This is a genomic window from Leisingera sp. M527 (assembly GCF_025141525.1).
Taxonomy (GTDB): Bacteria; Pseudomonadota; Alphaproteobacteria; order Rhodobacterales; family Rhodobacteraceae; genus Leisingera.
This window is the reverse complement of the sequence record NZ_CP081037.1, coordinates 198,821-218,565: the sequence shown is the minus strand read 5'-3', so window position 1 is coordinate 218,565 and position 19,745 is coordinate 198,821. Positions and strand designations below refer to the sequence as shown.

Here is a 19,745-nt window from a genome sequence, read left to right as displayed (position 1 = left end):
GCCCGCCAGACGGCAAAGCCGTCTTACTCGGTAATTTTGGAAACGACGCCAGCGCCGACGGTGCGGCCGCCTTCGCGGATGGCGAAGCGCAGGCCGTTTTCCATCGCGATCGGCGCGATCAGCTCAACGTCGAACTTCAGGTTGTCGCCGGGCATGACCATCTCGGTGCCCTCAGGCAGGGTCACGGTGCCGGTCACGTCGGTGGTGCGGAAGTAGAACTGCGGACGGTAGTTCGCAAAGAACGGCGTGTGACGGCCGCCTTCTTCCTTGGTCAGGATGTAGGCCTCGGCTTCGAACTTGGTGTGCGGGTTCACCGATTTCGGTGCGCACAGAACCTGGCCGCGCTCAACACCGTCACGGTCGATACCGCGCAGCAGGGCGCCGATGTTGTCGCCGGCTTCACCGCGGTCCAGCAGCTTGCGGAACATTTCCACACCGGTGCAGGTGGTGGTTTTGGTGTCGCGGATACCAACGATTTCGATCGAGTCGCCAACGTTGATCACGCCGCGCTCAACCCGGCCGGTCACAACGGTGCCGCGGCCCGAGATCGAGAACACATCTTCAACCGGCATCAGGAACGGCTGGTCAACAGCACGCGCCGGGGTCGGGATGTAGTCATCCACAGCGGCCATCAGCTCGCGGATTTTTTCTTCGCCGATTTCCGGCTTGTTGCCTTCCATTGCGGCCAGAGCCGAACCCGCGATGATCGGGATATCGTCGCCCGGGTAGTCGTAGGACGACAGCAGCTCGCGGATTTCCATCTCGACCAGCTCAAGCAGTTCTTCGTCGTCGACCTGGTCAACTTTGTTCATGAAGACAACCATGTGCGGGATGCCGACCTGGCGGCCCAGCAGGATGTGCTCGCGGGTCTGCGGCATCGGGCCGTCAGCAGCGTTCACAACCAGGATCGCGCCGTCCATCTGCGCCGCGCCGGTGATCATGTTTTTCACATAGTCAGCGTGGCCGGGGCAGTCGACGTGGGCGTAGTGGCGGCCTTCGGTCTCATACTCGACGTGGGCGGTCGAGATGGTGATGCCGCGGGCTTTTTCTTCCGGTGCGCCGTCGATCTGGTCGTAGGCTTTGAAGTCACCGAAGTATTTGGTGATTGCTGCGGTCAGCGTGGTTTTGCCGTGGTCAACGTGGCCGATGGTGCCGATGTTGACGTGCGGTTTTGTACGCTCAAACTTTTCCTTAGCCATTCCTTAGGCGCCCTTTTGAAACAGGGGTCATGCATTGACCCGGTTACCTCTGCGCGGGCGGATTATTTGGTTTGAGCGGAAAAATCAACCCGTTCCTGCTTGACGAAGGCGGAATTCGCAAGGCTCAGCCGGCTGGCGCAGGCGCGGCGGCATCCGCAGCAGCTCCGCTTTCGGAACCTGCCGCCGGGCGTGGTGCAAACCAGCCTTCGTCCTCGTGCTGTTGAGCCATCCATTCTTCGACCTTGTCGGCAATATTGACCGCCAGGCCCTGAATTTGCTGCTCTTTGGTGCGGGCATGGCCGGATCCCAGCAACGCGCTTTCGCCGGTGGTGCTTTCAAAGATCTCCATCTGGTGCTTCTTGGCCAGGAATTTCTTCGCCGCAACGTCATAGACAAAGACATTCACCACCACCGCGCTTTTGGGGGAGAACAGCACCGGCACGCCGGGCGGTGCCAGCATGAAACCCTCCAGCGTAACTGCCACATCATACTCCTGCGCGCCCTGATAGCGGCGCAGGCGGGTTTCCAGCGCGTTCTTCATCGCCGCATCCCATTCGCTGTGTTCCGCATTGCGGGACAACGGCCATTGCAGCGCTTTTTCGGTGTAGACATGCGTTACCCGTGCCTGAAAAGCACCAAGGTCCTCAGGCGCTTCGTCCAACCGGGTTTCACCGCAGGACGCGAGCAAGGCCAGCGTGGCCAGAATGGAAAGAAAGCGGATCATGGAGCCCCCCCAAGGAAATTCGACACCGCCCAGATAGCCGGGCACGGCACAGCGGGTAAAGAGGTGGAAACAGCTGCCCCCCGCGCGGGTGGCGCGGGGGGCACAGGCAGGCAGCAGGTTTCAGCCGCCTTATTTGAACTTGTAGTCGCGCGGGAAGCCATGCGGCGGGCGTTTGCCAACGCCGGCCCGCTTGCCCAGCCACTGGCCAAGGTCTGTTTCGTGGCGGGTCTTGCCACCGCCCATTTCCCATTTGAGCCCATCATCCCAATTGAAGGTCGTGATGTCGCTGAGACCGCCGTCCAGTTCCAGCGAACCCTGCTTGCCGCGGGCCATGTTGTATTTCTGCAGGCGTACGCCCTTGCCGCGGGTGAGCTCCGGCATTTCCTCGACCGCGAAGACCAGGAACTTGCCGTTTTCCGAGACAATGGCGACGTGATCGCCTTCGACCGGGATACAGATCTTAGCGTGGTCGTCGTCCTTGACGTTCAGCACCTGCTTGCCGCTGCGGGTCTGCGCGACGATTTCCTTCTCCGCGCAGATAAAGCCGTTGCCCGCGTCGGAGGCAACAAGCAGCCGGCCTTCGGGATTGTGGATCAGCAGATCGACGATCTCTGCCTCGTTGGGCAGGTCGACCATCAGGCGCAGCGGTTCGCCCATGCCGCGGCCGCCGGGGAGATTCGCCGCCGACAGGGTGTAGAAACGGCCGTTGGAGCCGAACACCAGCAGCCGGTCGGTGGTTTCCGCATGGAAGACAAAGCGCGGGCCGTCACCGTCCTTGAACTTCAATTCGCGGCCCAGGTCGATATGGCCGGTCATTGCCCGGATCCAGCCCATCTGGCTGCAGACAACGGTGATCGGCTCGCGGTCGATCATCGCTTCCAGCGGCACGTCCTCGACCTCGCCGGCCTCGGCAAAGCGGGTGCGGCGGGCGCCGCCGGCGTAGTCTTTGCCGAACTGCTTTTTGGTATCCTTCAGCTGTTCTGAGATCCGGCTCCACTGCAGCTCTTCGGAACCCAGAAGCTCAACCAGCCCGGCCCGTTCCGCACGCAGGGCGTCGCGCTCGCGGGTCAGCTCGATCTCTTCCAGCTTGCGCAATGACCGCAGGCGCATGTTGAGGATGGCCTCGGCCTGGACCTCAGTCAGCTCGCCCACGCCCTGAGCCGGGGTAATATAGTCCGCCTCGGTGAAAGCGCGGGGGTGGTCGCGGCTCCAGTCCTCGCGGATCAGGGCGGCCTTGGGGTCGTCATCATAGCGGATGATGTCAATCACCCGGTCAAGGTTCAGGAAGGCGATGATAAAACCTTCCAGCACCTCCAGCCGGTGGTCGATTTTCTCCATCCGGTGCTGCGAGCGGCGCTGCAGCACGTCGCGGCGATGGTCGAGGAAGGCGCGCAGCACCTCCTTCATCGAGCAGACCTTGGGGGTGACGCCGTCGATCAGCACATTCATGTTCAGGCTGAAACGGGTTTCCAGATCCGAGTTGCGGAACATCATGTTCATCAGAACCTCGGGGTCCACGTTTTTGGACTTGGGTTCGAGGATGATGCGGATGTCTTCCGCTGATTCGTCGCGCACATCGGCGAGGATCGGCACCTTCTTGGTCTGGATCAGCTCGGCGATCTTTTCGATCAGCTTGGATTTCTGGACCTGATAGGGGATCTCGGTGACGACGATCTGCCACTGGCCGCGGCCCAGGTCCTCGACCTCGTGGGTACAACGCAGGCGGAAGGAGCCGCGCCCGGTGCTGTAGGCTTTGGCGATGTTCTCCTTGGGCTCGACAATGACGCCGCCGGTGGGGAAATCCGGGCCAGGTACGTAGTTCAGCAGGGTGTCGTCGCGGGCGTCCGGGATTTTGATCAGATGCAGGCAGGCGTCGATCAGCTCGGCAATATTGTGCGGCGGGATGTTGGTCGCCATGCCCACCGCGATGCCCGCCGCACCATTGGCGAGGATGTTCGGGAAGGTCGCGGGCAGCACGGCCGGTTCGGTCAGGCGGCCGTCATAGTTGTCGCGGAAATCGACCGAATCCTCATTCAGGCCTTCCAGCATCGCCTCGGCGACAAAAGTCATCCTTGCCTCGGTGTAACGCGAGGCCGCCGGGTTGTCGCCGTCGATGTTGCCGAAGTTGCCCTGGCCGTCGACCAGCGGGTAGCGGACGTTGAAGTCCTGCGCCAGACGCGCCATCGCGTCATAGATCGCGGCGTCGCCGTGGGGGTGGAAGTCGCCCATGGTGTCGCCGGAAATCTTGGCCGACTTCAAAAAGCCGCCGGTGGAGCTGAGCCGCAGGCGGTTCATCGCATACAGGATCCGCCGGTGCACCGGCTTCAGCCCGTCACGCGCATCGGGCAGTGCGCGGTGCATGATAGTGCTCAGCGCATAGGTCAGATAGCGCTCACCAATGGCGCGGCGCAGCGGTTCCAGGATTTCGCCTTGTTCGGGGGCGGACGGCATGTCGGGGTCTTCTACCAGATCGGTCATGAATCGGTGATACTGCCGCCGCCGGAATTGGTAAAGCGGGCGCGCGCGAAATTCGCACACCGCTGGACAGTTCGGGGGCAGTTCGGGGGAGAAGACACCTGACTCTCCCCTGTTTCCTGCGCCTTAACTTGCACTATTTAGATTGGAACCAGGCAGCCGCGCCGCGCGTTTGTTTCTGAATGCATGTAATTAGAGTACAGCTGCCGTCTGTTGGTCTGGGGGGACCGGGTTATGTCGCGATTTGTTATGGTATCTTTCGCCTTTCTTGGCTGGGGCTTTTACGAGTTAAGCGGAGGCGCGGAATTTGAGCCGCCGAAACGGCCTGCTGCAGCGGCAGAGACTGAAACCGCGGTCCAGCCGGCCGAACGGTCAAGACTCTTCGCGGCCTCAATCGCGGCCCAGCCAGTTCTCACTCAGCGGGCACAGGTCCAGAGACCGCCCCGCCCGGCAGCGGATCCGGCGTTGCGCCAGCGCGTGGCAGCGGGGCATCTGGCCAGCGCATCCGGTGTGCTTGCCTCTACACAATCCGCCTTTTCAGGCGAGCCGGCACCCGGTGGCTTGCAGCTGGCATCGCTTGACGGCGGCCTGGCAGCCATCACCGCGGCCCCCGCTGCGACCGCCGCAGAACTGATCCCGCAGCCTGCAGAAGATTCGTTTTTGGACCGCCGCAGCATCCGGGCCTCGCGCGTGAATATGCGCCAGGGGCCGGGCACATCTTATCCGGTCATCACCCGCCTTCTGGGCGGCGAGGAGGTCATCGTGATTGAAGACAGTGGCACCGGCTGGCTGCATCTCCGCGTCCCGGACAAAGGTCATACCGGCTGGATTGCGGCTTCCCTGGTAAGCAAGAAACGCCCATAACTGCTGCGGAGCATTCCGCGGCAAGAGGCGTTCACATGAAGAAAACCATTCTGATTACCGGCTGCTCCTCAGGGATCGGCCTGGATGCGGCGCGCGGTATGCGGGAACGCGGCTGGCGGGTGTTTGCCTCCTGCCGCCAGCAGCGCGACTGCGACCGGATGCGCGCCGAGGGGTTTGACAGCCCGCGCATCGATTACACCGATCCTGCCAGCATCGGAACAGGCCTGGCCGAAGTGCTGGCGGCCACGGGCGGCACTTTGGATGCGCTGTTCAACAATGGCGCCCACGGACTGCCCGGCGCAGTGGAGGATCTGCCGACCGACGCGCTGCGCACAATTTTCGAAGCCAATTTCTTCGGCTGGCACGAGCTGACCCGGCAAGTGATTCCGGTGATGCGCAAGCAGGGGCACGGGCGGATCGTGCAGAATTCCTCGATCCTCGGCTTTGTCACCTTTCCCTGGCGCGGCGCTTATGTGGCGACGAAATACGCGCTGGAAGGACTGACCGACACGCTGCGGGTGGAGCTGCGCGGCACCGGGATCCATATGGTGCTTATTGAGCCGGGACCGGTGACATCGAAAATCCGGGAAAAATCAATCCCGCATTTTGAGCGGTTCATCGACTGGAAAGCGTCGCCCCTGCGCGACCTTTACGAATCGCGCCTGCTGAAGCGGCTGTATGAAAGCAATGGACCGGACCGGTTCGAACTGCCGGCCTCAGCCGTGACAGCCAAGCTGGCACACGCCTGCGAATCCCGCCGTCCGCGCGAACGCTATTACGTCACCACCCCCACTCATATCGCCGGATTTCTGCGCCGGATCCTCAGCACAAGGGCAATTGACCGCATCCTGGTGAAGCTTGGATAGCGGATTCGCAGTCGCCAACGGCCCTGACGCAGGATAGAGGAAGACAACAGAATTGATGCGCCTTTGGGGGACAAGATGAGCGATCCGCTGTATTATCTGGGACTGGCAGCCGTTGCCGCCGTGGTTGTGGCCCTGGTCGTCGGCATCGGCGGCTTTGGCAAGGGCGGCGAGTTCAACCGCAAGAACGCAAACATGATGATGCGCCTGCGTATCCTGTTTCAGTTCATTGCAGTAGTGATCCTGCTGGCCTACGTCTACCTGCGCAGCAAGGGAGGATAACCGGCAATGGTCGTTTTGAACAAGATTTACACCCGCACCGGCGACAAGGGTGAAACCGCCCTGGGCAATGGCGTGCGCGTCGCCAAGCATTCGGCGCGGGTCAATGCCTATGGCACCTCGGATGAGCTGAATTCTTTTGTCGGCGTCACGCGGCTGGAGGCAGACGGCGATATGGATGCAGCGCTGGCGCGGATCCAGAACGATCTGTTCGACCTGGGCGCCGATCTGTGCCGGCCGGAAATGGCGAAAGACGCCGACGCGGAATACCCGCCGCTGCGGGTGGCCGTGGCGCAGGTTGAACGGCTGGAAGCTGAAATCGACGTGATGAACAAGGATCTGGAAGCGCTGCGCAGCTTCATCCTGCCGGGGGGGGCGAAACTGGCCGCGCATCTGCACGTCTGCCGCACCGTGGCGCGCCGTGCCGAACGGCTGGCCACGGATCTAAGCACCGGTGAGGACGTGAACCCGGCAGCCGTGAAATACCTGAACCGGCTGTCGGATTGGTTCTTTGTCGCCGCCCGCGTGGCGAACAACGGCGGCAAGGACGACGTTTTGTGGGTTCCTGGCGCCAACCGCTGATTCCCCTGCCTCCGGTTTGATTCGCGATTTCATGCCGGTTTTCGGCCGATCCCGCGGGCAACGCGCCATTTGCATGCCCGCGGCAGCGCTGCTCCGGCAGGCGAATTTCCCTGTGGAAACATTCTTGCAAAAATGATGTTCCAAATGCGCAAACGCGACGTCGGCGTGCGCTAACGTGACGATTTTGCCCTGTTGCAGACGCACACCAGCCGGTATCAACGCAGCGAGAGCATGGAGGGGAGTCGCCCAAAGGCGGCTTGCCGTTTGTTAAGGAGAGAACGCAAAATGAAGGTACTTGTGCCTGTCAAGCGCGTGATTGATTACAACGTGAAGGTCCGCGTCAAAGCGGACGGCAGCGGTGTCGATCTCGCCAACGTGAAGATGTCGATGAACCCCTTCGACGAAATTGCCGTCGAAGAAGCCATCCGTCTGAAAGAAGCCGGCAAGGCTGACGAGGTGATTGCGGTTTCGATCGGCGTGAAGCAGGCCCAGGAAACCCTGCGCACCGCGCTGGCGATGGGCGCTGACCGCGCCATCCTAGTGGTTGCAGCCGACGACGTGCACACCGACATTGAGCCGCTGGCCGTTGCCAAGATCCTGGCCAAAGTGGTCGAGGAAGAGCAGCCGGGCGTCGTGCTTTGCGGCAAGCAGGCAATCGACAACGACATGAACGCAACCGGCCAGATGCTGTCGGCACTGCTGGGCTGGTCCCAGGGCACCTTTGCCTCTGAACTGGACATCGAAGGCGGCAACGCCAAGGTGACCCGGGAGGTCGACGGCGGCCTGCAGACCATTTCCGTGAAGATGCCCGCCATCATCACCGTGGACCTGCGCCTGAACGAGCCGCGCTATGCGTCGCTGCCGAACATCATGAAGGCGAAGAAAAAGCCGCTGGCCGAGAAAACCGCCGCCGATTACGGCGTCGACGTCACGCCGCGCCTGGAAATCGTCAAGACCGAAGAGCCGGAGGCCCGCGCTGCAGGCATCATCGTCGGTTCCGTCGACGAGCTGGTTGAGAAACTCAAAGAAGCGGGGGCTGTGTAATGGCTGTTCTTCTCCTTGCTGAAGTGACCGACGGCGCGCTGGCGCTGGACGCAACCGCAAAAGCCGTGGCCGCTGCCGTATCGCTGGGCGACGTGACCGTTCTGGCCGCTGGCGCCTCTGCTGCTGCGGCCGGCGAAGAAGCTGCCAAGATCGCAGGCGTTGCCAAGGTTCTGGTTGCCGAGGACGCATCGCTGGGCCACCGCCTGGCAGAGCCGACCGCGGCACTGATCGCAGGCCTGGCCTCTGATTTTGAGCACATCGTTGCCCCCGCCACCACCGACGCCAAGAACGTTCTGCCGCGCGTTGCGGCACTGCTGGACGTGATGGTGATCTCGGACGTGTCCGGCATTGTCGACGGCGACACCTTCGAGCGCCCGATCTATGCCGGCAACGCGATCCAGACCGTGAAGTCGAAAGACGCCAAGAAGGTCGTCTCGATCCGCACCGCATCCTTTGATGCAGCCGGTGACGGCGGCTCGGCTTCGGTTGAGAGCATCTCGGCTGCAGCAAACCCGGGCTTGTCCGAGTGGGTTGAAGACAAGGTTGCCGCAAGCGACCGTCCCGAGCTGACCTCGGCCGGTATCGTTGTTTCCGGCGGCCGCGGCGTTGGCTCCGAGGAAGACTTCAAACTGATCGAAACCCTGGCCGACAAACTGGGCGCCGCTGTTGGCGCATCCCGCGCCGCGGTTGATTCGGGCTACGCCCCGAACGACTGGCAGGTCGGTCAGACCGGCAAGGTTGTTGCACCGGACCTGTATGTCGCCATCGGCATCTCCGGCGCGATCCAGCACCTGGCCGGCATGAAAGACTCCAAGGTCATTGTGGCGATCAACAAGGACGAAGAAGCACCGATCTTCCAGGTTGCTGATTTCGGCCTGGTCGCCGACCTGTTCGAAGCTGTTCCTGCCTTGACCGCAAAACTGGGCTAAGCCCGGTCCGACAACTGATCAATCAGGAAAGGCCCGCCATCCGGCGGGCCTTTTTGCTTCCGCCACTGGCGCTGTTCCTATTTCCGGACCAGCGGCGACAGGCGATCTGCCAGCGCATCGGCAATCCGCAAATGTTCCTTCGGGCCAATCATGTGGCGGGCGGCGGGCAATTCCATCTGACCAAAGATCATGCCGGCGATATCCTGTGCCACTGCCGCCGAAGCAGCTCTGAACTCCAGCACCCCCTGAACCTTGGGGCGCAAGGCATCGGCCATGGCACGGTCGACCAGAACCGGTTCTTCCGGAAATCCGGTTTCGGCATCCAGCTCATAGCGGAGCCATAGCAGCAGAACACGGCCATCAAGTGCCTCGACCAAATCACTCATCCGCTCGATCCAGCTGCGTTGCAGCTGTTCCTGCACTTGCTCAAACCGCTGGCAGGAGATTTCACGCAGGGTGCACAGCAGATGCTTGTTGAAATGAAATTCGGTAAAATCCACTTCGGGATAAAGCGCCTTGAGGGCCGCGTGGGCCTGCAGGAACCGGTCGTTGCGGCGCGGATGCACCCGGTAATAGGGGTTTGAGATGTTCTGCGCCCCCAGCATCTGCACCACAGATACATCCGCCTGCCTGGCGATGCCGATCAGCGAGTCATCCTGCACAAAACTGTCCAGCCCGGCATTCACACTGCCCAGATTGATGCAATCCATCCCAAGCCGGGTTTGGAGGGAGTCGACAAAGGGAAATTCAACGAATCGCCCGTAAACTTCGGTTCCACCAAGAAAGGCAACATAGGGATCGTCCAGGGACCGCTGCGGGCCCCGGACCAGCAGCCTGGAACGCCCGTATCTGCAAGGTTCCCCCGAAAGCGCCCCCGCGCTTTTGAGTTCATAGCTCATTTCACCACCAATTTTTCACCCGAGACTCACCTTGCCGCGCAAGCATTGCAATTTCCCTAAAGTGAGAATTTGCCTCAAATCAGCTCCAGCCGCCCTTGTGCCTGCCCTTCGCCCGCCAGTAAGGTTGCCGCAGATATTTCGGGAGCCTGAGGCATGGAAATTCAGAAGGTTGGAGTGATCGGCGCCGGGCAGATGGGCAATGGCATTGCCCATGTTCTGGCGCTTGCCGGGTACGAGGTCGTGCTGAATGATGTCAGCCAGCCTGCGCTGGACAGTGCCCTGAGCCTTATTCACAAGAACATGGAGCGCCAGGCAAGCAAGGGAAAGATCTCGGAGGCAGACGTAAAGGCTGCATTGGCCCGCGTTTCGCCCTCACTGAAGCTTGCGGATGTCGGCGCAACCGATCTGGTCATCGAAGCGGCCACCGAACGGGAAACTGTCAAACAAGCGATCTTTGATGATCTGCTGCCGCATCTGCTGCCGCACACGATCCTGACCTCCAACACCTCGTCAATCTCGATCACCCGGCTGGCCAGCCGCACCGACCGGCCGGAACGGTTTATGGGTTTCCACTTCATGAACCCGGTGCCGGTGATGCAGCTGGTCGAGCTGATCCGCGGAATTGCCACGGATGAGCCGACATTCACGGCCTGCCAGGAGGTCGTGGCACGATTGGGCAAGACCTCTGCCAGCGCCGAGGACTTCCCGGCCTTCATCGTCAACCGGATCCTGATGCCGATGATCAACGAGGCGGTCTATACCCTGTATGAGGGCGTCGGCTCAGTCAAATCGATCGACGAGTCAATGAAACTTGGCGCCAACCACCCGATGGGTCCGCTGGAACTGGCGGACTTTATTGGTCTGGACACCTGCCTTGCGATCATGAACGTGCTGCATGACGGGCTGGCGGACACCAAATACCGTCCCTGCCCGCTGCTGACCAAATATGTCGAGGCCGGCTGGCTGGGCCGCAAGACCCAGCGCGGCTTCTATGACTATCGCGGGGAGGTGCCGGTGCCGACCCGGTAACAGGCACCATAAATCAAAGAAGCGCCCCACGGGGCGCTTTTGTGTTTCCGGCCCGGTGATGAGGCAGGCTTAGCCTTGTTTGCCGAGGCTCAGGGTATGTTCGCGCAGCCAGGCCATGAAACCGCGCGGATCGCTTTGCAGCTGTTCCATCTGCGCGTCCGTCAGCGGTTCACCCACAACAGGCGCCTGCGGCTTGTTGCAGGAGCGTACGATTTCACGCAACAGCAGCCCCTGACGCAGAATCGGGGAAATCCGGCTCGCGATCTGGTACCAGCGGGAATTGTGGCCGGGGAAGTAGATCGGCACCACCCGGGCGCCAGAGCGGCGGATCAGCTGTGCGGTGAAGACATTCCATTCACGTTCGACCGCGGGGCCGAACCAGCTGTCAGAGGACATCACCACGCCGGACGGGAACAACGCCACTGCGCCGCCATCCTTGAGGAAGGTCATGGTTTTTGCCCGCATGTCGACCATCTTGCGCTGCGCTTCGGGGTCATGCGGGAAGGGCACCGGGATCATGAAGGAGGTTGCAGCCTCGTCCAGCCCTGTCAGCACTGAGCGGGTCAGGATCCGGTAATCCAGGCGGCGGCGGCCGATGAGGTCGGCAAAAATCATGCCATCGACCATCCCATGCGGATGGTTGGCGACGATCACCACAGGCCCGTCCTTGGGAATATTGTTGATCTGCTGTTCCGGTGTCTGCAGTTCAATGCCCATGATATTGAGGGCCCCGCGCCAGAACTTCTGACCGCGGTATTCTGCATTCTGTTTTTCGAATTTGCTGACCATACGTAAAATGGTCAACTTGCCGGTGAGCCATTCGATGGTCTTGATCGCCAGCGAAGTCCAGCGGTCGTCAAAGGAATTGGCATAGGTCAGCGTGCGGCGGTCATAGACCTCGCCCGTCTGATCAGCGGTTTCCGGCGCGACGCCGGTATTCCTGTCGTGTGCGGTATCCGCCAAAGTGTTTTTCCCGTTCCGCTGCCGGCGCGGGCCTAGTAGCCCTCGCCGAACTTGCCGGCCACCAGGGCCTCCAGCGCATGCGCCAGCGCATCAGCATCGGGCCCCGAAGTCTCGACGTCAATAGTCGTTCCTTTCGAGGCTGCCAACATCAAAAGACCCATTATGCTGTCACCAGAGGCAGACAGGCCGTCCCTGATAACTTCTGCCGTGGCGTCAAACCCTTCTACAACCTCTACCAGCTTGGCCGAGGCGCGGGCGTGAAGCCCCTTTTCATTGATGATTTCCAGCGTCTTCAGAGCCATTTAGTGTGCCTGCTCCCCGTCAGGGTTTACGTTTTGCGCGTTGATATACTTGCGCCCGGCCTCCATTGCCTGCCGGACTGCATCGGCAACCGGCAAGTGGCGGGATTTCGCCAGTTTGATCAGCATCGGCAAATTGGCCCCGTACAGAATACGGCGATCCGCCGGGGCGCATGCCTTCAGGCTGAGGTTGGAAGGCGAGCCGCCGAACAGGTCGGTGACCACAACGACCCCGTCGCCGGTGTCCACTTCATTCGCAGCCGAGCATATCTCATCCTGCTTGCGGTCCCTGTCGTCTTCGGGACCGATGCCAATGGCCATCAGGCAGGGCTGCGGGCCCACAACGTGTTCCACAGCGGCAAGGTATTCCCTTGCCAGCTCGCCATGCGCTACGATCACAATCCCGATCAACCCGGCCTCTCACTTCTTTTGCTGGCCTTGCAGCTCGCGGTGTCTAATTGACACTTGCAGGCCGTCTTCCGCAAGGGCCTTGGCCAGGGTTTCCGCCATCGTTACCGATCTGTGCTGCCCGCCGGTGCAGCCGAAGGCGATTGAAAAATGCGACTTCCCCTCTTCCCGGTAAGCCGGCAGCAGCAGACGGGTGAGGTCCAGCACCCGGGAAAAGAACGGGGTGAACCTGTCGTCGGCCCGCACAAAGTCCTGCACTGCCTGATCAATGCCGTTGAACTGCCGCAATCCGGGCTGCCAATAAGGGTTGGCCAGAAAACGGCAATCAAACACCATGTCAATTCCGTGCGGCATGCCGCGTTTGTAAGAGAAGCTTTGCACCGACAACGCCAGCGCGCGGCCTTCAGGCGCAAACCAGCGTTCGATCTCTGCCTTCAACTGGTGCACATTCATATCCGAAGTTTCCAGCAGGATATCAGCTCGGTCACGGATCGGCGCCATCAGATCCAGCTCTCGGCGCACGCCTTCGCCCGGAGATTCCGCGGGTGCCAGCGGATGGCGGCGGCGGGTCTCGGAATAGCGCCGCAGCAACACGTCAGCTTTCGAATCAAGGTAGAGCACCGTCAGCTCTACCTCGCGGCGGCCGGACAGCATGTCGATCACATCCAGCAGCGCCCGCGGCGAGAAATCCCGGTTGCGGCTGTCCAACCCCAATGCCATCGGCCGCGGAGCCGCAGCTGCATCAATCAACCCCGGCAGCAGCCGCAGCGGCAGGTTGTCGATCGCCTCGAAGCCAAGATCTTCAAGCACGTTGATCGCCGTGGTCCTGCCCGCCCCGGAGGGGCCAGTGACCAGCACCGCCGGGACCGCCTTTTGCTCTGCTTCAGGCATCGGGATCCAAAGCTCCGCATCTGAGATACTGCATCAGCGCCGGAGCAAAATGCGCACCGTCAACGCGCTTGACCCGAAGCACCTCCTGCCCCAGCAACTGCGTGCTGTGCCGGATCGGCAGGCGTTCAGTTTCGGCTTCATCCAGATCCACCAGTGCAGCAACCGGCACAGGGCTGCGGATCTGCGCGTGCAGCAGCCCCATAAACCGCGCCTCGATCAGTCCGCGGATCGGCTCTGGCGCGCTGGCCACAACCTGCCCGTCCAAGAGTTGCAGCAGCACCCGGTCGTCCGCCACCAGCTGCGCGCCAAAAGCCATCAACTGCAATGCCAGTGCGGATTTTCCCTGCCCGGAGGTGCCGGTGATCAAAAGCCCCCGCCCCTCCAGCGCGACGCAGGAGGCATGCAGGATAAGGCTTTCTGTATCAGACATGGCTACACCGGAAGACCAACTACAAACCGCGCGCCCAAGGGTTCGGAGGTGACGTCAGCTTCTGTCGGGCGAATGTTTTCGGCCCAGATCACGCCGCCGTGCGCCTCGACAATCTGCTTCGAGATCGCCAGACCGAGTCCTGAGTTGTTGCCGAAATGCTCTACCGGGCGCTGCGAGTAAAAGCGTTTGAAAATCTTCGACAGCGCCTGATCCGGGATGCCCGGACCAGTATCCTCAACCACAATCAGCACCCGGTTGGCACGGCGCCGGGCCCAGACCCGGATGGCGTCACCCTCTTCGCAGAACGAGATCGCATTGGTGATCAGATTGACAAAGACCTGCGCCAACCGTGCCTCAAGGCCCTGCAATTGAATGGGCTGGGCCGGCAGGTCGGTGATGTAGTCGATCCCCTTGGTGCGGGCGTCTTCCCCCAAATACTGGTTGAGGTTGCCCAGCATGGCCAGCAGATCGAAATCTTCTTCTTCCTCCTTGACCAGCTCGGCATCCAGCCGCGACGCGTTGGAAATGTCGCTGACCAGCCGGTCCAGGCGGCGAACATCGTGTTCAATCACATCCATCAGCTTCTCGCGCTGGTCATCACGGTGAACCATGCGCAACGTGCCGACCGCCGACTGCAGGCTGGCCAGGGGGTTTTTGATTTCATGCGCCACGTCGGCTGCAAACTGTTCGTTGCTGTCGATCCGGGAGTACAGCGCCTTGACCATCCCGCGCAGAGCCCGGCTGAGACGGCCGATTTCATCCGGCCGGGCAGACAGATCCGGAATCCGGATCCGTCCCGGGTTTGACTTGCGGCTGCCGCGCTCGCGGCCAAGTTCGGCAGCTTCGGCGAGATCGGCAAGCGGGTTGGCGATGGTCGAGGCCAGCACCAAGCTTAACCCGACCGAGACCAGCAGGGCGACGACAAACATCTGCAGCACGCGCTCCTGCTCGCCGCGCACCAAAGCGTCCACCTCGCCGGTGGGGGACGTCAGCGCGATAACGCCGACTGCCCTGCCGTTATGCATGATCGGCGTCGCCGCAGAGATCACCCGGCTGCCAGTGGTGTCCACCACAGTTTCAATGCCGGTGCCGCCGTTCATCGCCCGGTCGACCAAACCGCCCAGCCGTTCCTCTAAGGACGGACCCAGCGCGGCGGAACCAGCAGCAGCCGCCTCGCCGCCATCAGCAATGCCCCAAATGGCCGACAGCGCATCGCTGATCAGCGTGCGGCTTCGGCCGCTGTCATTCAACACGTTCAGGGCATCGCTGCGGTCCACGCCCTTGATACTGGAAATCAGATTGCCGGTGGTGTCGAACACAAAGGCTTCGACGCCGCCGCGCAGGCTGAGCCGCGCCAGGGTGTCTTCGACCTGGATGCCGTCACCTGCAGCGAAGCTGACCGCGCCTGCGGCCGGCATTTCGGCCTCAAAGACATCCGCCGCCAGCATGGCTTCGGAGACCAGAGTGCCCGCCCGCTGCTGCACCAGGCTTTGACGCGAGGAATTCAGGTACAGGATCCCGGTGACCAGAATGATCAATGCGATCAGGTTGAAAGTGATGATCTTTCGGGTCAGCGGCGAGCCTTTGAGCGACAAAAGCCCCCGGCGCGCGCGCTTGACCTGCATCTCCCGCGTGACCGATTGCTCGGGGGTGACCCAGTCTTCCCCTAGAACAACATCGCCGTCCTGCTGGCGTTGCGTAATGCTGGTATCGCGCATGCGCGCCCACTCCTTCGGCCCCGGGGCAAACAGCCCCGCTTAAACGTGCCGCTTATTCTTCGTTATAACGGTAACCGATTCCATAAAGGGTTTCGATTGCCGCAAAATCCGTGTCTGCCGTGCGCATTTTCTTGCGCAAACGCTTGATGTGGCTGTCGATGGTCCGGTCGTCCACATAGACCTGATCATCATAGGCCACATCCATCAGCTGGTCCCGGCTTTTGACAAAACCCGGCCGCTGGGCCAGCGCCTGCAGCAACAGGAATTCGGTCACAGTCAGCGACACATCATTGCCCTTCCAGCTGACCGCATGGCGCAGCGGGTCCATCCGCAGATTGCCGCGTTCCATTACCTTGGTTTCGGGCGAGGCGGTTCCGGCGGCGTCGCTGTTGATCGCCTCCTGGCGGCGCAGCAGCGACCGGATCCGTTCGACCAGAAGGCGCTGCGAGAACGGCTTCTTTACATAATCGTCAGCGCCCATGCGCAGGCCCAGGACCTCGTCGATCTCATCATCCTTGGAGGTGAGGAAGATCACCGGCATCTGGGATTTCTGCCGCAGCCGCTGCAACAGGTCCATGCCGTCCATCCGCGGCATTTTGATATCCAGCACGGCCATGTCCGGCAGCTTCTTGTTGAATGCGTCCAGCGCCGCCTGGCCGTCGTTGTAGGTTTCCACCTCAAAGCCTTCGGCCTCAAGCGTCATGGAAACGGATGTCAGGATGTTCCTGTCATCATCTACCAATGCAATTTTTGACATCGGAATTGCCCCTAATCTGCTCTGTTCTGTGTTGTTTTTTAGCACTTTCATCGCCGTTATGGTGCCCCGAATCAATCCCATTTAAAGAATCAGGGCGATCTTTGGTCTCAATTGGGGCAAAAATACCTTAGCGTCTGCTGAACAAGCAGGCACCGGCGCAGGCTTAAACTGATGGTTGCGCTAAACATCGCCTTGGTGGCGCTAACTCGGGGGAACCGGCCTGTTCACCGCCCGAAACGCCGTGTTAAGACCCCGCCACCGGCAGGCTTGCCGTGTTCTATTGCCCCATTGGCGCAGCCCCGCAGCCTGCGTGCAGCCGCGCCGCCACAGGAGAAAAAACGTATGACATCTGGACGGGTTAACCCGCAATTCCGCCTCGAGGATCAGGGCATCGAGGGTCTGGGCAATGTCTTTTACAACTTCATGGAGCCCGCGCTGATCGAAGCCGCGCTGAAGCGCAGCGAAGGCACGCTGGGCAATGGCGGCGCCTTCCTTGTGACCACGGGAAAATTCACCGGCCGCTCGCCCAAAGATAAACACGTCGTCAAGTCGGACAGCGTCCGCGACACCATCTGGTGGGACAACAATGCAGCGATGAGCCCGGAAGGCTTTGACGCGCTTTACACCGACATGCTGGAGCATATGAAGGGCAAGGACTATTACGTCCAGGATCTGGTCGGCGGTGCTGACCCGGCCCATGCCATCAATGTCCGCATGGTGACCGAACTGGCCTGGCACAACCTGTTCATCCGCACCATGCTGCGCCGTCCGGACCGCGAAGACCTGGATGACTTCATCGCAGACTTCACGGTCATCAACTGCCCTAGCTTCCAGGCCGACCCCAAGAAGCATGATTGCCGCTCTGAGACCGTCATTGCGATGAACTTCGACCGCAAGATGATCCTGATCGGCGGCACCGAATACGCAGGCGAGAACAAGAAATCCGTCTTCACCCTGCTGAACTACCTGCTGCCGGACAAAGGCATCATGCCGATGCACTGCTCGGCCAATCACGCCAAGGGCAACCCGGTCGACACCGCCGTGTTCTTCGGCCTGTCGGGCACCGGCAAGACCACCCTGTCCGCCGACCCGGACCGGGTCCTGATCGGCGATGACGAACATGGCTGGGCCGACAACGGCACCTTCAACTTTGAAGGCGGCTGCTATGCCAAGACCATCAACCTGAATGCCGAGGCAGAGCCGGAGATCTATGCCACCACCTCCAAGTTCGGCACCGTGATCGAGAACATGGTGTTTGATCCGGAGACCAAGGAGCTGGATTTCAACGACGACAGCCTGACCGCCAACATGCGCTGTGCCTATCCGCTGCATTACATCTCCAATGCCTCGGACAGCGCCCGCGGCGGCCACCCGAAGAACATCATTATGCTGACCTGCGATGCCTTCGGCGTTCTGCCTCCGATCTCGCGGCTGACCCCGGCGCAGGCGATGTACCACTTCCTGTCGGGCTTCACCTCTAAGGTGGCCGGCACCGAGCGCGGCGTGACCGAACCGGAACCGACCTTCTCGACCTGTTTCGGCGCCCCCTTCATGCCGCGCCGCCCGGAAGTTTACGGCAACCTGCTGCGCGAAAAGATCGCCCAGCACGGCGCGACCTGCTGGCTGGTGAACACCGGCTGGACCGGTGGCGCTTATGGCACCGGCAGCCGGATGCCGATCAAGGCAACCCGCGCCCTGCTGACCGCAGCGCTGGACGGTTCGCTGGCCAATGTCGAATTCCGCAAGGATGCCAACTTTGGCTTCGACGTGCCGGTCGACGTGCCGGGCGTTCCTGAAATGCTGCTGGACCCGCGCCGCACCTGGGACGACAAAGGTGCATATGACGCGCAGGCGGCCAAGCTGGTGCAGATGTTCTCCGACAACTTTGAGCAGTACCTGCCGTTCATTGACGAGGACGTGAAAGCCGCCGCGATCGGCTGAGCCATTTGCTCCACAAATAGAAAACCCGGCCAATGGCCGGGTTTTTTTCGTTTCAGATGACTGAGCAGATCAAATATTCAGACTGCCTGAAACCATGTCCCGGACCTTGACCGCGTAACGGTCGGTCATGCCGGAAACGAAGTCGGCAAGCGAGTGCATCGCCGTGTAGGGGTCTTCCACGCCGCGCAAATCCAAATCCGCGGCGCGGATCAGCTGCTTCCAATGAGTGTGCTTTTTGCCCAGCTGATCCTGATCCCAATCACAAGCAGCGAGATCGGCATAAAGCCCGTGAAACTGGTCGAGAAGACGATGCAGCACCTGGCGGCCTGCCACTTCCAGTTCGGTTTTGCGGCGCGCGGCAAAGATCCGCTCCACCGACAATCGCTGCAGCTCGGCGAACGCGTCGGCCTTGGCGGAAGCGCCAATCAGATCGCCGTCGAATTCGCCGCTCATGATGGCGTCATAATTGTCCATGAACGCTTGCACCGCCGCGCTGGTGGCAGCGCCGATTGACAAGGCGCGCAGCAAGGCGACCCGGTCATTCAGCGGCATGGCCGCGTCTTCCTCACGGTTGCGCTTGCCTGTGATATCCTCGAGCACCGCGGCCACGTCGGCGCGATCCAGGTCGCCGACCGCGCCTGCGTCCTCAATATCCATGATCCGGTAGCAGATGTCATCCGCGGCCTCGACCAGGAAGGCGAGCGGATGGCGGCGGTACCAACCTATGTCTTCGCGGATCATGCCGGTGGCCGTGCAGATTTCGTCAAGCAGTGCAGTGTCAGAGGCAAAAACACCGAATTTCTTGAGGCCCGCATAGGGCGCCGCGCCGTCGCCGCAGGCCGCGTCCCGCACCTGGCGGGTGCAGGGGTACTTCAAAAAAGCACCCAGCGTTGCATAGCTGAGCCGCATGCCGCCCTCGCGCCGGGCCATTTCCAGCCGCCCGGCGATGCGCAAGCCCTGGGCGTTGCCCTCGAAATGCGCGAATTCGGCCTGCTGGTCCGCAGGCACCTGGGCTGCCAGCCCCTGTTTCGCGCGGAACTGCACGGCGAACCAGCCGCCGATGCTGTCCTCGCCGGAATGGCCGAAGGGCGGGTTGCCGATGTCGTGCAGCAGGCAGGCGGCCTGCACGTGGCCGGCTATGCGCAGAACCTGATCCGGAGTGATGCGATCTGCTGCCAGCAGCGCCTGACCGACGCCGGAACCCAAAGAACGCCCGACGCTGCAGGTCTCCATGCTGTGGATCATCCGGTGATGCACATGGTCGTGGCTGTAGAGCGGATGCACCTGGGTCTTCTGCGCCAGACGGCGGAAGGGTTCGGAGAACAGAATGCGGTCATAGTCCTGCAAATAGGCCTCGCGCCCCGGCGCTTCAGGGTAATCCGGCCGGCACAGCCGCCCCGGATTCAGCAGCCTGTTCCACTCCATCGCCAATTGCCTGCTCCTTTGCTGGT

General features: G+C 61.5%; 20 protein-coding genes. 8 read left to right on the top strand and 12 right to left on the bottom strand.

The window, feature by feature from the left end:
* Positions 1-23: 23 nt before the first annotated feature.
* The 3 genes from tuf to K3555_RS01125 all read right to left on the bottom strand — a co-directional run bounded on the left by tuf (position 24) and on the right by K3555_RS01125 (position 4,401).
* On the bottom strand, positions 24-1,199 hold the full coding sequence (tuf, locus tag K3555_RS01135) for an elongation factor Tu (RefSeq protein WP_259989277.1): 1,176 nt from the start codon (positions 1,197-1,199) through the stop codon (positions 24-26).
* A gap of 124 nt (positions 1,200-1,323) precedes the next feature.
* A complete protein-coding gene (locus tag K3555_RS01130) occupies positions 1,324-1,923 on the bottom strand; it encodes a hypothetical protein (RefSeq protein WP_260007092.1) in 600 nt (199 codons plus the stop codon).
* A 129-nt stretch (positions 1,924-2,052) separates the two neighbouring features.
* Positions 2,053-4,401: a DNA topoisomerase IV subunit A gene (locus K3555_RS01125; protein WP_259989274.1), complete on the bottom strand. Its 2,349-nt coding sequence runs from the start codon at positions 4,399-4,401 to the stop codon at positions 2,053-2,055.
* A gap of 231 nt (positions 4,402-4,632) precedes the next feature.
* On the opposite strand from K3555_RS01125, the gene K3555_RS01120 reads away from it, so the two are divergent.
* The 6 genes from K3555_RS01120 (at position 4,633) to K3555_RS01095 (ending at position 8,959) form a co-directional block, all read left to right on the top strand.
* The gene (locus tag K3555_RS01120) at positions 4,633-5,262 is read left to right on the top strand and encodes an SH3 domain-containing protein (RefSeq protein ID WP_260007091.1); all 630 of its coding nucleotides are present in this window, start codon (positions 4,633-4,635) and stop codon (positions 5,260-5,262) included.
* 35 nt (positions 5,263-5,297) lie between these two features.
* Positions 5,298-6,128 (top strand): SDR family NAD(P)-dependent oxidoreductase, encoded by an 831-nt coding sequence (locus tag K3555_RS01115; RefSeq protein WP_260007090.1) that lies wholly within the window; start codon positions 5,298-5,300, stop codon positions 6,126-6,128.
* A gap of 75 nt (positions 6,129-6,203) precedes the next feature.
* Complete coding sequence (locus tag K3555_RS01110; RefSeq protein ID WP_260007089.1) at positions 6,204-6,407, top strand: twin transmembrane helix small protein; 204 nt, start codon at positions 6,204-6,206, stop codon at positions 6,405-6,407.
* Positions 6,408-6,413: 6 nt separating this feature from the next.
* Complete coding sequence (locus tag K3555_RS01105) at positions 6,414-6,986, top strand: cob(I)yrinic acid a,c-diamide adenosyltransferase (RefSeq protein WP_260007088.1); 573 nt, start codon at positions 6,414-6,416, stop codon at positions 6,984-6,986.
* Positions 6,987-7,271: 285 nt separating this feature from the next.
* Positions 7,272-8,030 (top strand): electron transfer flavoprotein subunit beta/FixA family protein, encoded by a 759-nt coding sequence (locus K3555_RS01100; RefSeq protein WP_260007087.1) that lies wholly within the window; start codon positions 7,272-7,274, stop codon positions 8,028-8,030.
* Positions 8,030-8,959, top strand: a complete 930-nt coding sequence (locus K3555_RS01095; RefSeq protein ID WP_259989262.1) for an electron transfer flavoprotein subunit alpha/FixB family protein — start codon at positions 8,030-8,032, stop codon at positions 8,957-8,959. The genes K3555_RS01100 and K3555_RS01095 overlap by 1 nt, the downstream gene beginning before the upstream one ends.
* 77 nt (positions 8,960-9,036) lie before the next feature.
* Here K3555_RS01095 and K3555_RS01090 read toward each other — a convergent pair whose 3' ends face one another.
* The gene (locus tag K3555_RS01090; protein ID WP_260007085.1) at positions 9,037-9,858 is read right to left on the bottom strand and encodes a DUF6473 family protein; all 822 of its coding nucleotides are present in this window, start codon (positions 9,856-9,858) and stop codon (positions 9,037-9,039) included.
* Positions 9,859-10,011: 153 nt separating this feature from the next.
* Between K3555_RS01090 and K3555_RS01085 the strand changes: the two genes are divergently transcribed.
* A complete protein-coding gene (locus K3555_RS01085; protein ID WP_260007084.1) occupies positions 10,012-10,887 on the top strand; it encodes a 3-hydroxybutyryl-CoA dehydrogenase in 876 nt (291 codons plus the stop codon).
* Positions 10,888-10,956: 69 nt separating this feature from the next.
* Here the strand turns inward: K3555_RS01085 and K3555_RS01080 are convergent, their stop codons facing one another.
* Genes K3555_RS01080 through K3555_RS01050 form a run of 7 tightly spaced genes read right to left on the bottom strand, consistent with a single transcriptional unit; the run spans position 10,957 to position 16,353 of the window.
* Positions 10,957-11,850: a lysophospholipid acyltransferase family protein gene (locus K3555_RS01080; protein ID WP_259989256.1), complete on the bottom strand. Its 894-nt coding sequence runs from the start codon at positions 11,848-11,850 to the stop codon at positions 10,957-10,959.
* Between the two features lie 32 nt (positions 11,851-11,882).
* A complete protein-coding gene (locus tag K3555_RS01075) occupies positions 11,883-12,152 on the bottom strand; it encodes an HPr family phosphocarrier protein (RefSeq protein WP_237455838.1) in 270 nt (89 codons plus the stop codon).
* Positions 12,153-12,560: a PTS sugar transporter subunit IIA gene (locus tag K3555_RS01070; RefSeq protein ID WP_027257311.1), complete on the bottom strand. Its 408-nt coding sequence runs from the start codon at positions 12,558-12,560 to the stop codon at positions 12,153-12,155.
* A gap of 9 nt (positions 12,561-12,569) precedes the next feature.
* A complete protein-coding gene (gene rapZ / locus K3555_RS01065; RefSeq protein WP_129369344.1) occupies positions 12,570-13,448 on the bottom strand; it encodes an RNase adapter RapZ in 879 nt (292 codons plus the stop codon).
* Positions 13,441-13,878 (bottom strand): HPr kinase/phosphorylase, encoded by a 438-nt coding sequence (locus tag K3555_RS01060; protein WP_260007083.1) that lies wholly within the window; start codon positions 13,876-13,878, stop codon positions 13,441-13,443. Before K3555_RS01060 ends, rapZ begins: the two co-directional genes overlap by 8 nt.
* A gap of 2 nt (positions 13,879-13,880) precedes the next feature.
* A complete protein-coding gene (locus K3555_RS01055; RefSeq protein ID WP_260007082.1) occupies positions 13,881-15,596 on the bottom strand; it encodes a sensor histidine kinase in 1,716 nt (571 codons plus the stop codon).
* Positions 15,597-15,648: 52 nt separating this feature from the next.
* Positions 15,649-16,353 (bottom strand): response regulator transcription factor, encoded by a 705-nt coding sequence (locus K3555_RS01050; protein WP_129369341.1) that lies wholly within the window; start codon positions 16,351-16,353, stop codon positions 15,649-15,651.
* Positions 16,354-16,695: 342 nt separating this feature from the next.
* On the opposite strand from K3555_RS01050, the gene K3555_RS01045 reads away from it, so the two are divergent.
* Positions 16,696-18,294, top strand: a complete 1,599-nt coding sequence (locus tag K3555_RS01045; protein ID WP_259989247.1) for a phosphoenolpyruvate carboxykinase — start codon at positions 16,696-16,698, stop codon at positions 18,292-18,294.
* A gap of 69 nt (positions 18,295-18,363) precedes the next feature.
* On the opposite strand, the gene dgt is transcribed toward K3555_RS01045, so the two are convergent.
* Entirely contained in the window at positions 18,364-19,719 is a 1,356-nt protein-coding gene (gene dgt, locus K3555_RS01040) for a dGTP triphosphohydrolase (protein ID WP_260007081.1), read from the bottom strand.
* Positions 19,720-19,745: the final 26 nt, after the last annotated feature.

Bases quoted from the DNA above. Each gene is read 5' to 3' on its own strand.
- K3555_RS01045 (WP_259989247.1), top strand. From the start codon at position 16,696: ATGACATCTGGACGGGTTAACCCGCAATTCCGCCTCGAGGATCAGGGC.
- K3555_RS01085 (WP_260007084.1), top strand. From the start codon at position 10,012: ATGGAAATTCAGAAGGTTGGAGTGATCGGCGCCGGGCAGATGGGCAAT.
- tuf (WP_259989277.1), bottom strand. From the start codon at position 1,199: ATGGCTAAGGAAAAGTTTGAGCGTACAAAACCGCACGTCAACATCGGC.
- K3555_RS01105 (WP_260007088.1), top strand. From the start codon at position 6,414: ATGGTCGTTTTGAACAAGATTTACACCCGCACCGGCGACAAGGGTGAA.
- K3555_RS01120 (WP_260007091.1), top strand. From the start codon at position 4,633: ATGTCGCGATTTGTTATGGTATCTTTCGCCTTTCTTGGCTGGGGCTTT.
- K3555_RS01090 (WP_260007085.1), bottom strand. From the start codon at position 9,858: ATGAGCTATGAACTCAAAAGCGCGGGGGCGCTTTCGGGGGAACCTTGC.
- K3555_RS01060 (WP_260007083.1), bottom strand. From the start codon at position 13,878: ATGTCTGATACAGAAAGCCTTATCCTGCATGCCTCCTGCGTCGCGCTG.
- K3555_RS01100 (WP_260007087.1), top strand. From the start codon at position 7,272: ATGAAGGTACTTGTGCCTGTCAAGCGCGTGATTGATTACAACGTGAAG.
- K3555_RS01110 (WP_260007089.1), top strand. From the start codon at position 6,204: ATGAGCGATCCGCTGTATTATCTGGGACTGGCAGCCGTTGCCGCCGTG.
- K3555_RS01095 (WP_259989262.1), top strand. From the start codon at position 8,030: ATGGCTGTTCTTCTCCTTGCTGAAGTGACCGACGGCGCGCTGGCGCTG.
- dgt (WP_260007081.1), bottom strand. From the start codon at position 19,719: ATGGAGTGGAACAGGCTGCTGAATCCGGGGCGGCTGTGCCGGCCGGAT.
- K3555_RS01115 (WP_260007090.1), top strand. From the start codon at position 5,298: ATGAAGAAAACCATTCTGATTACCGGCTGCTCCTCAGGGATCGGCCTG.
- K3555_RS01075 (WP_237455838.1), bottom strand. From the start codon at position 12,152: ATGGCTCTGAAGACGCTGGAAATCATCAATGAAAAGGGGCTTCACGCC.
- rapZ (WP_129369344.1), bottom strand. From the start codon at position 13,448: ATGCCTGAAGCAGAGCAAAAGGCGGTCCCGGCGGTGCTGGTCACTGGC.
- K3555_RS01050 (WP_129369341.1), bottom strand. From the start codon at position 16,353: ATGTCAAAAATTGCATTGGTAGATGATGACAGGAACATCCTGACATCC.
- K3555_RS01125 (WP_259989274.1), bottom strand. From the start codon at position 4,401: ATGACCGATCTGGTAGAAGACCCCGACATGCCGTCCGCCCCCGAACAA.
- K3555_RS01055 (WP_260007082.1), bottom strand. From the start codon at position 15,596: ATGCGCGATACCAGCATTACGCAACGCCAGCAGGACGGCGATGTTGTT.
- K3555_RS01130 (WP_260007092.1), bottom strand. From the start codon at position 1,923: ATGATCCGCTTTCTTTCCATTCTGGCCACGCTGGCCTTGCTCGCGTCC.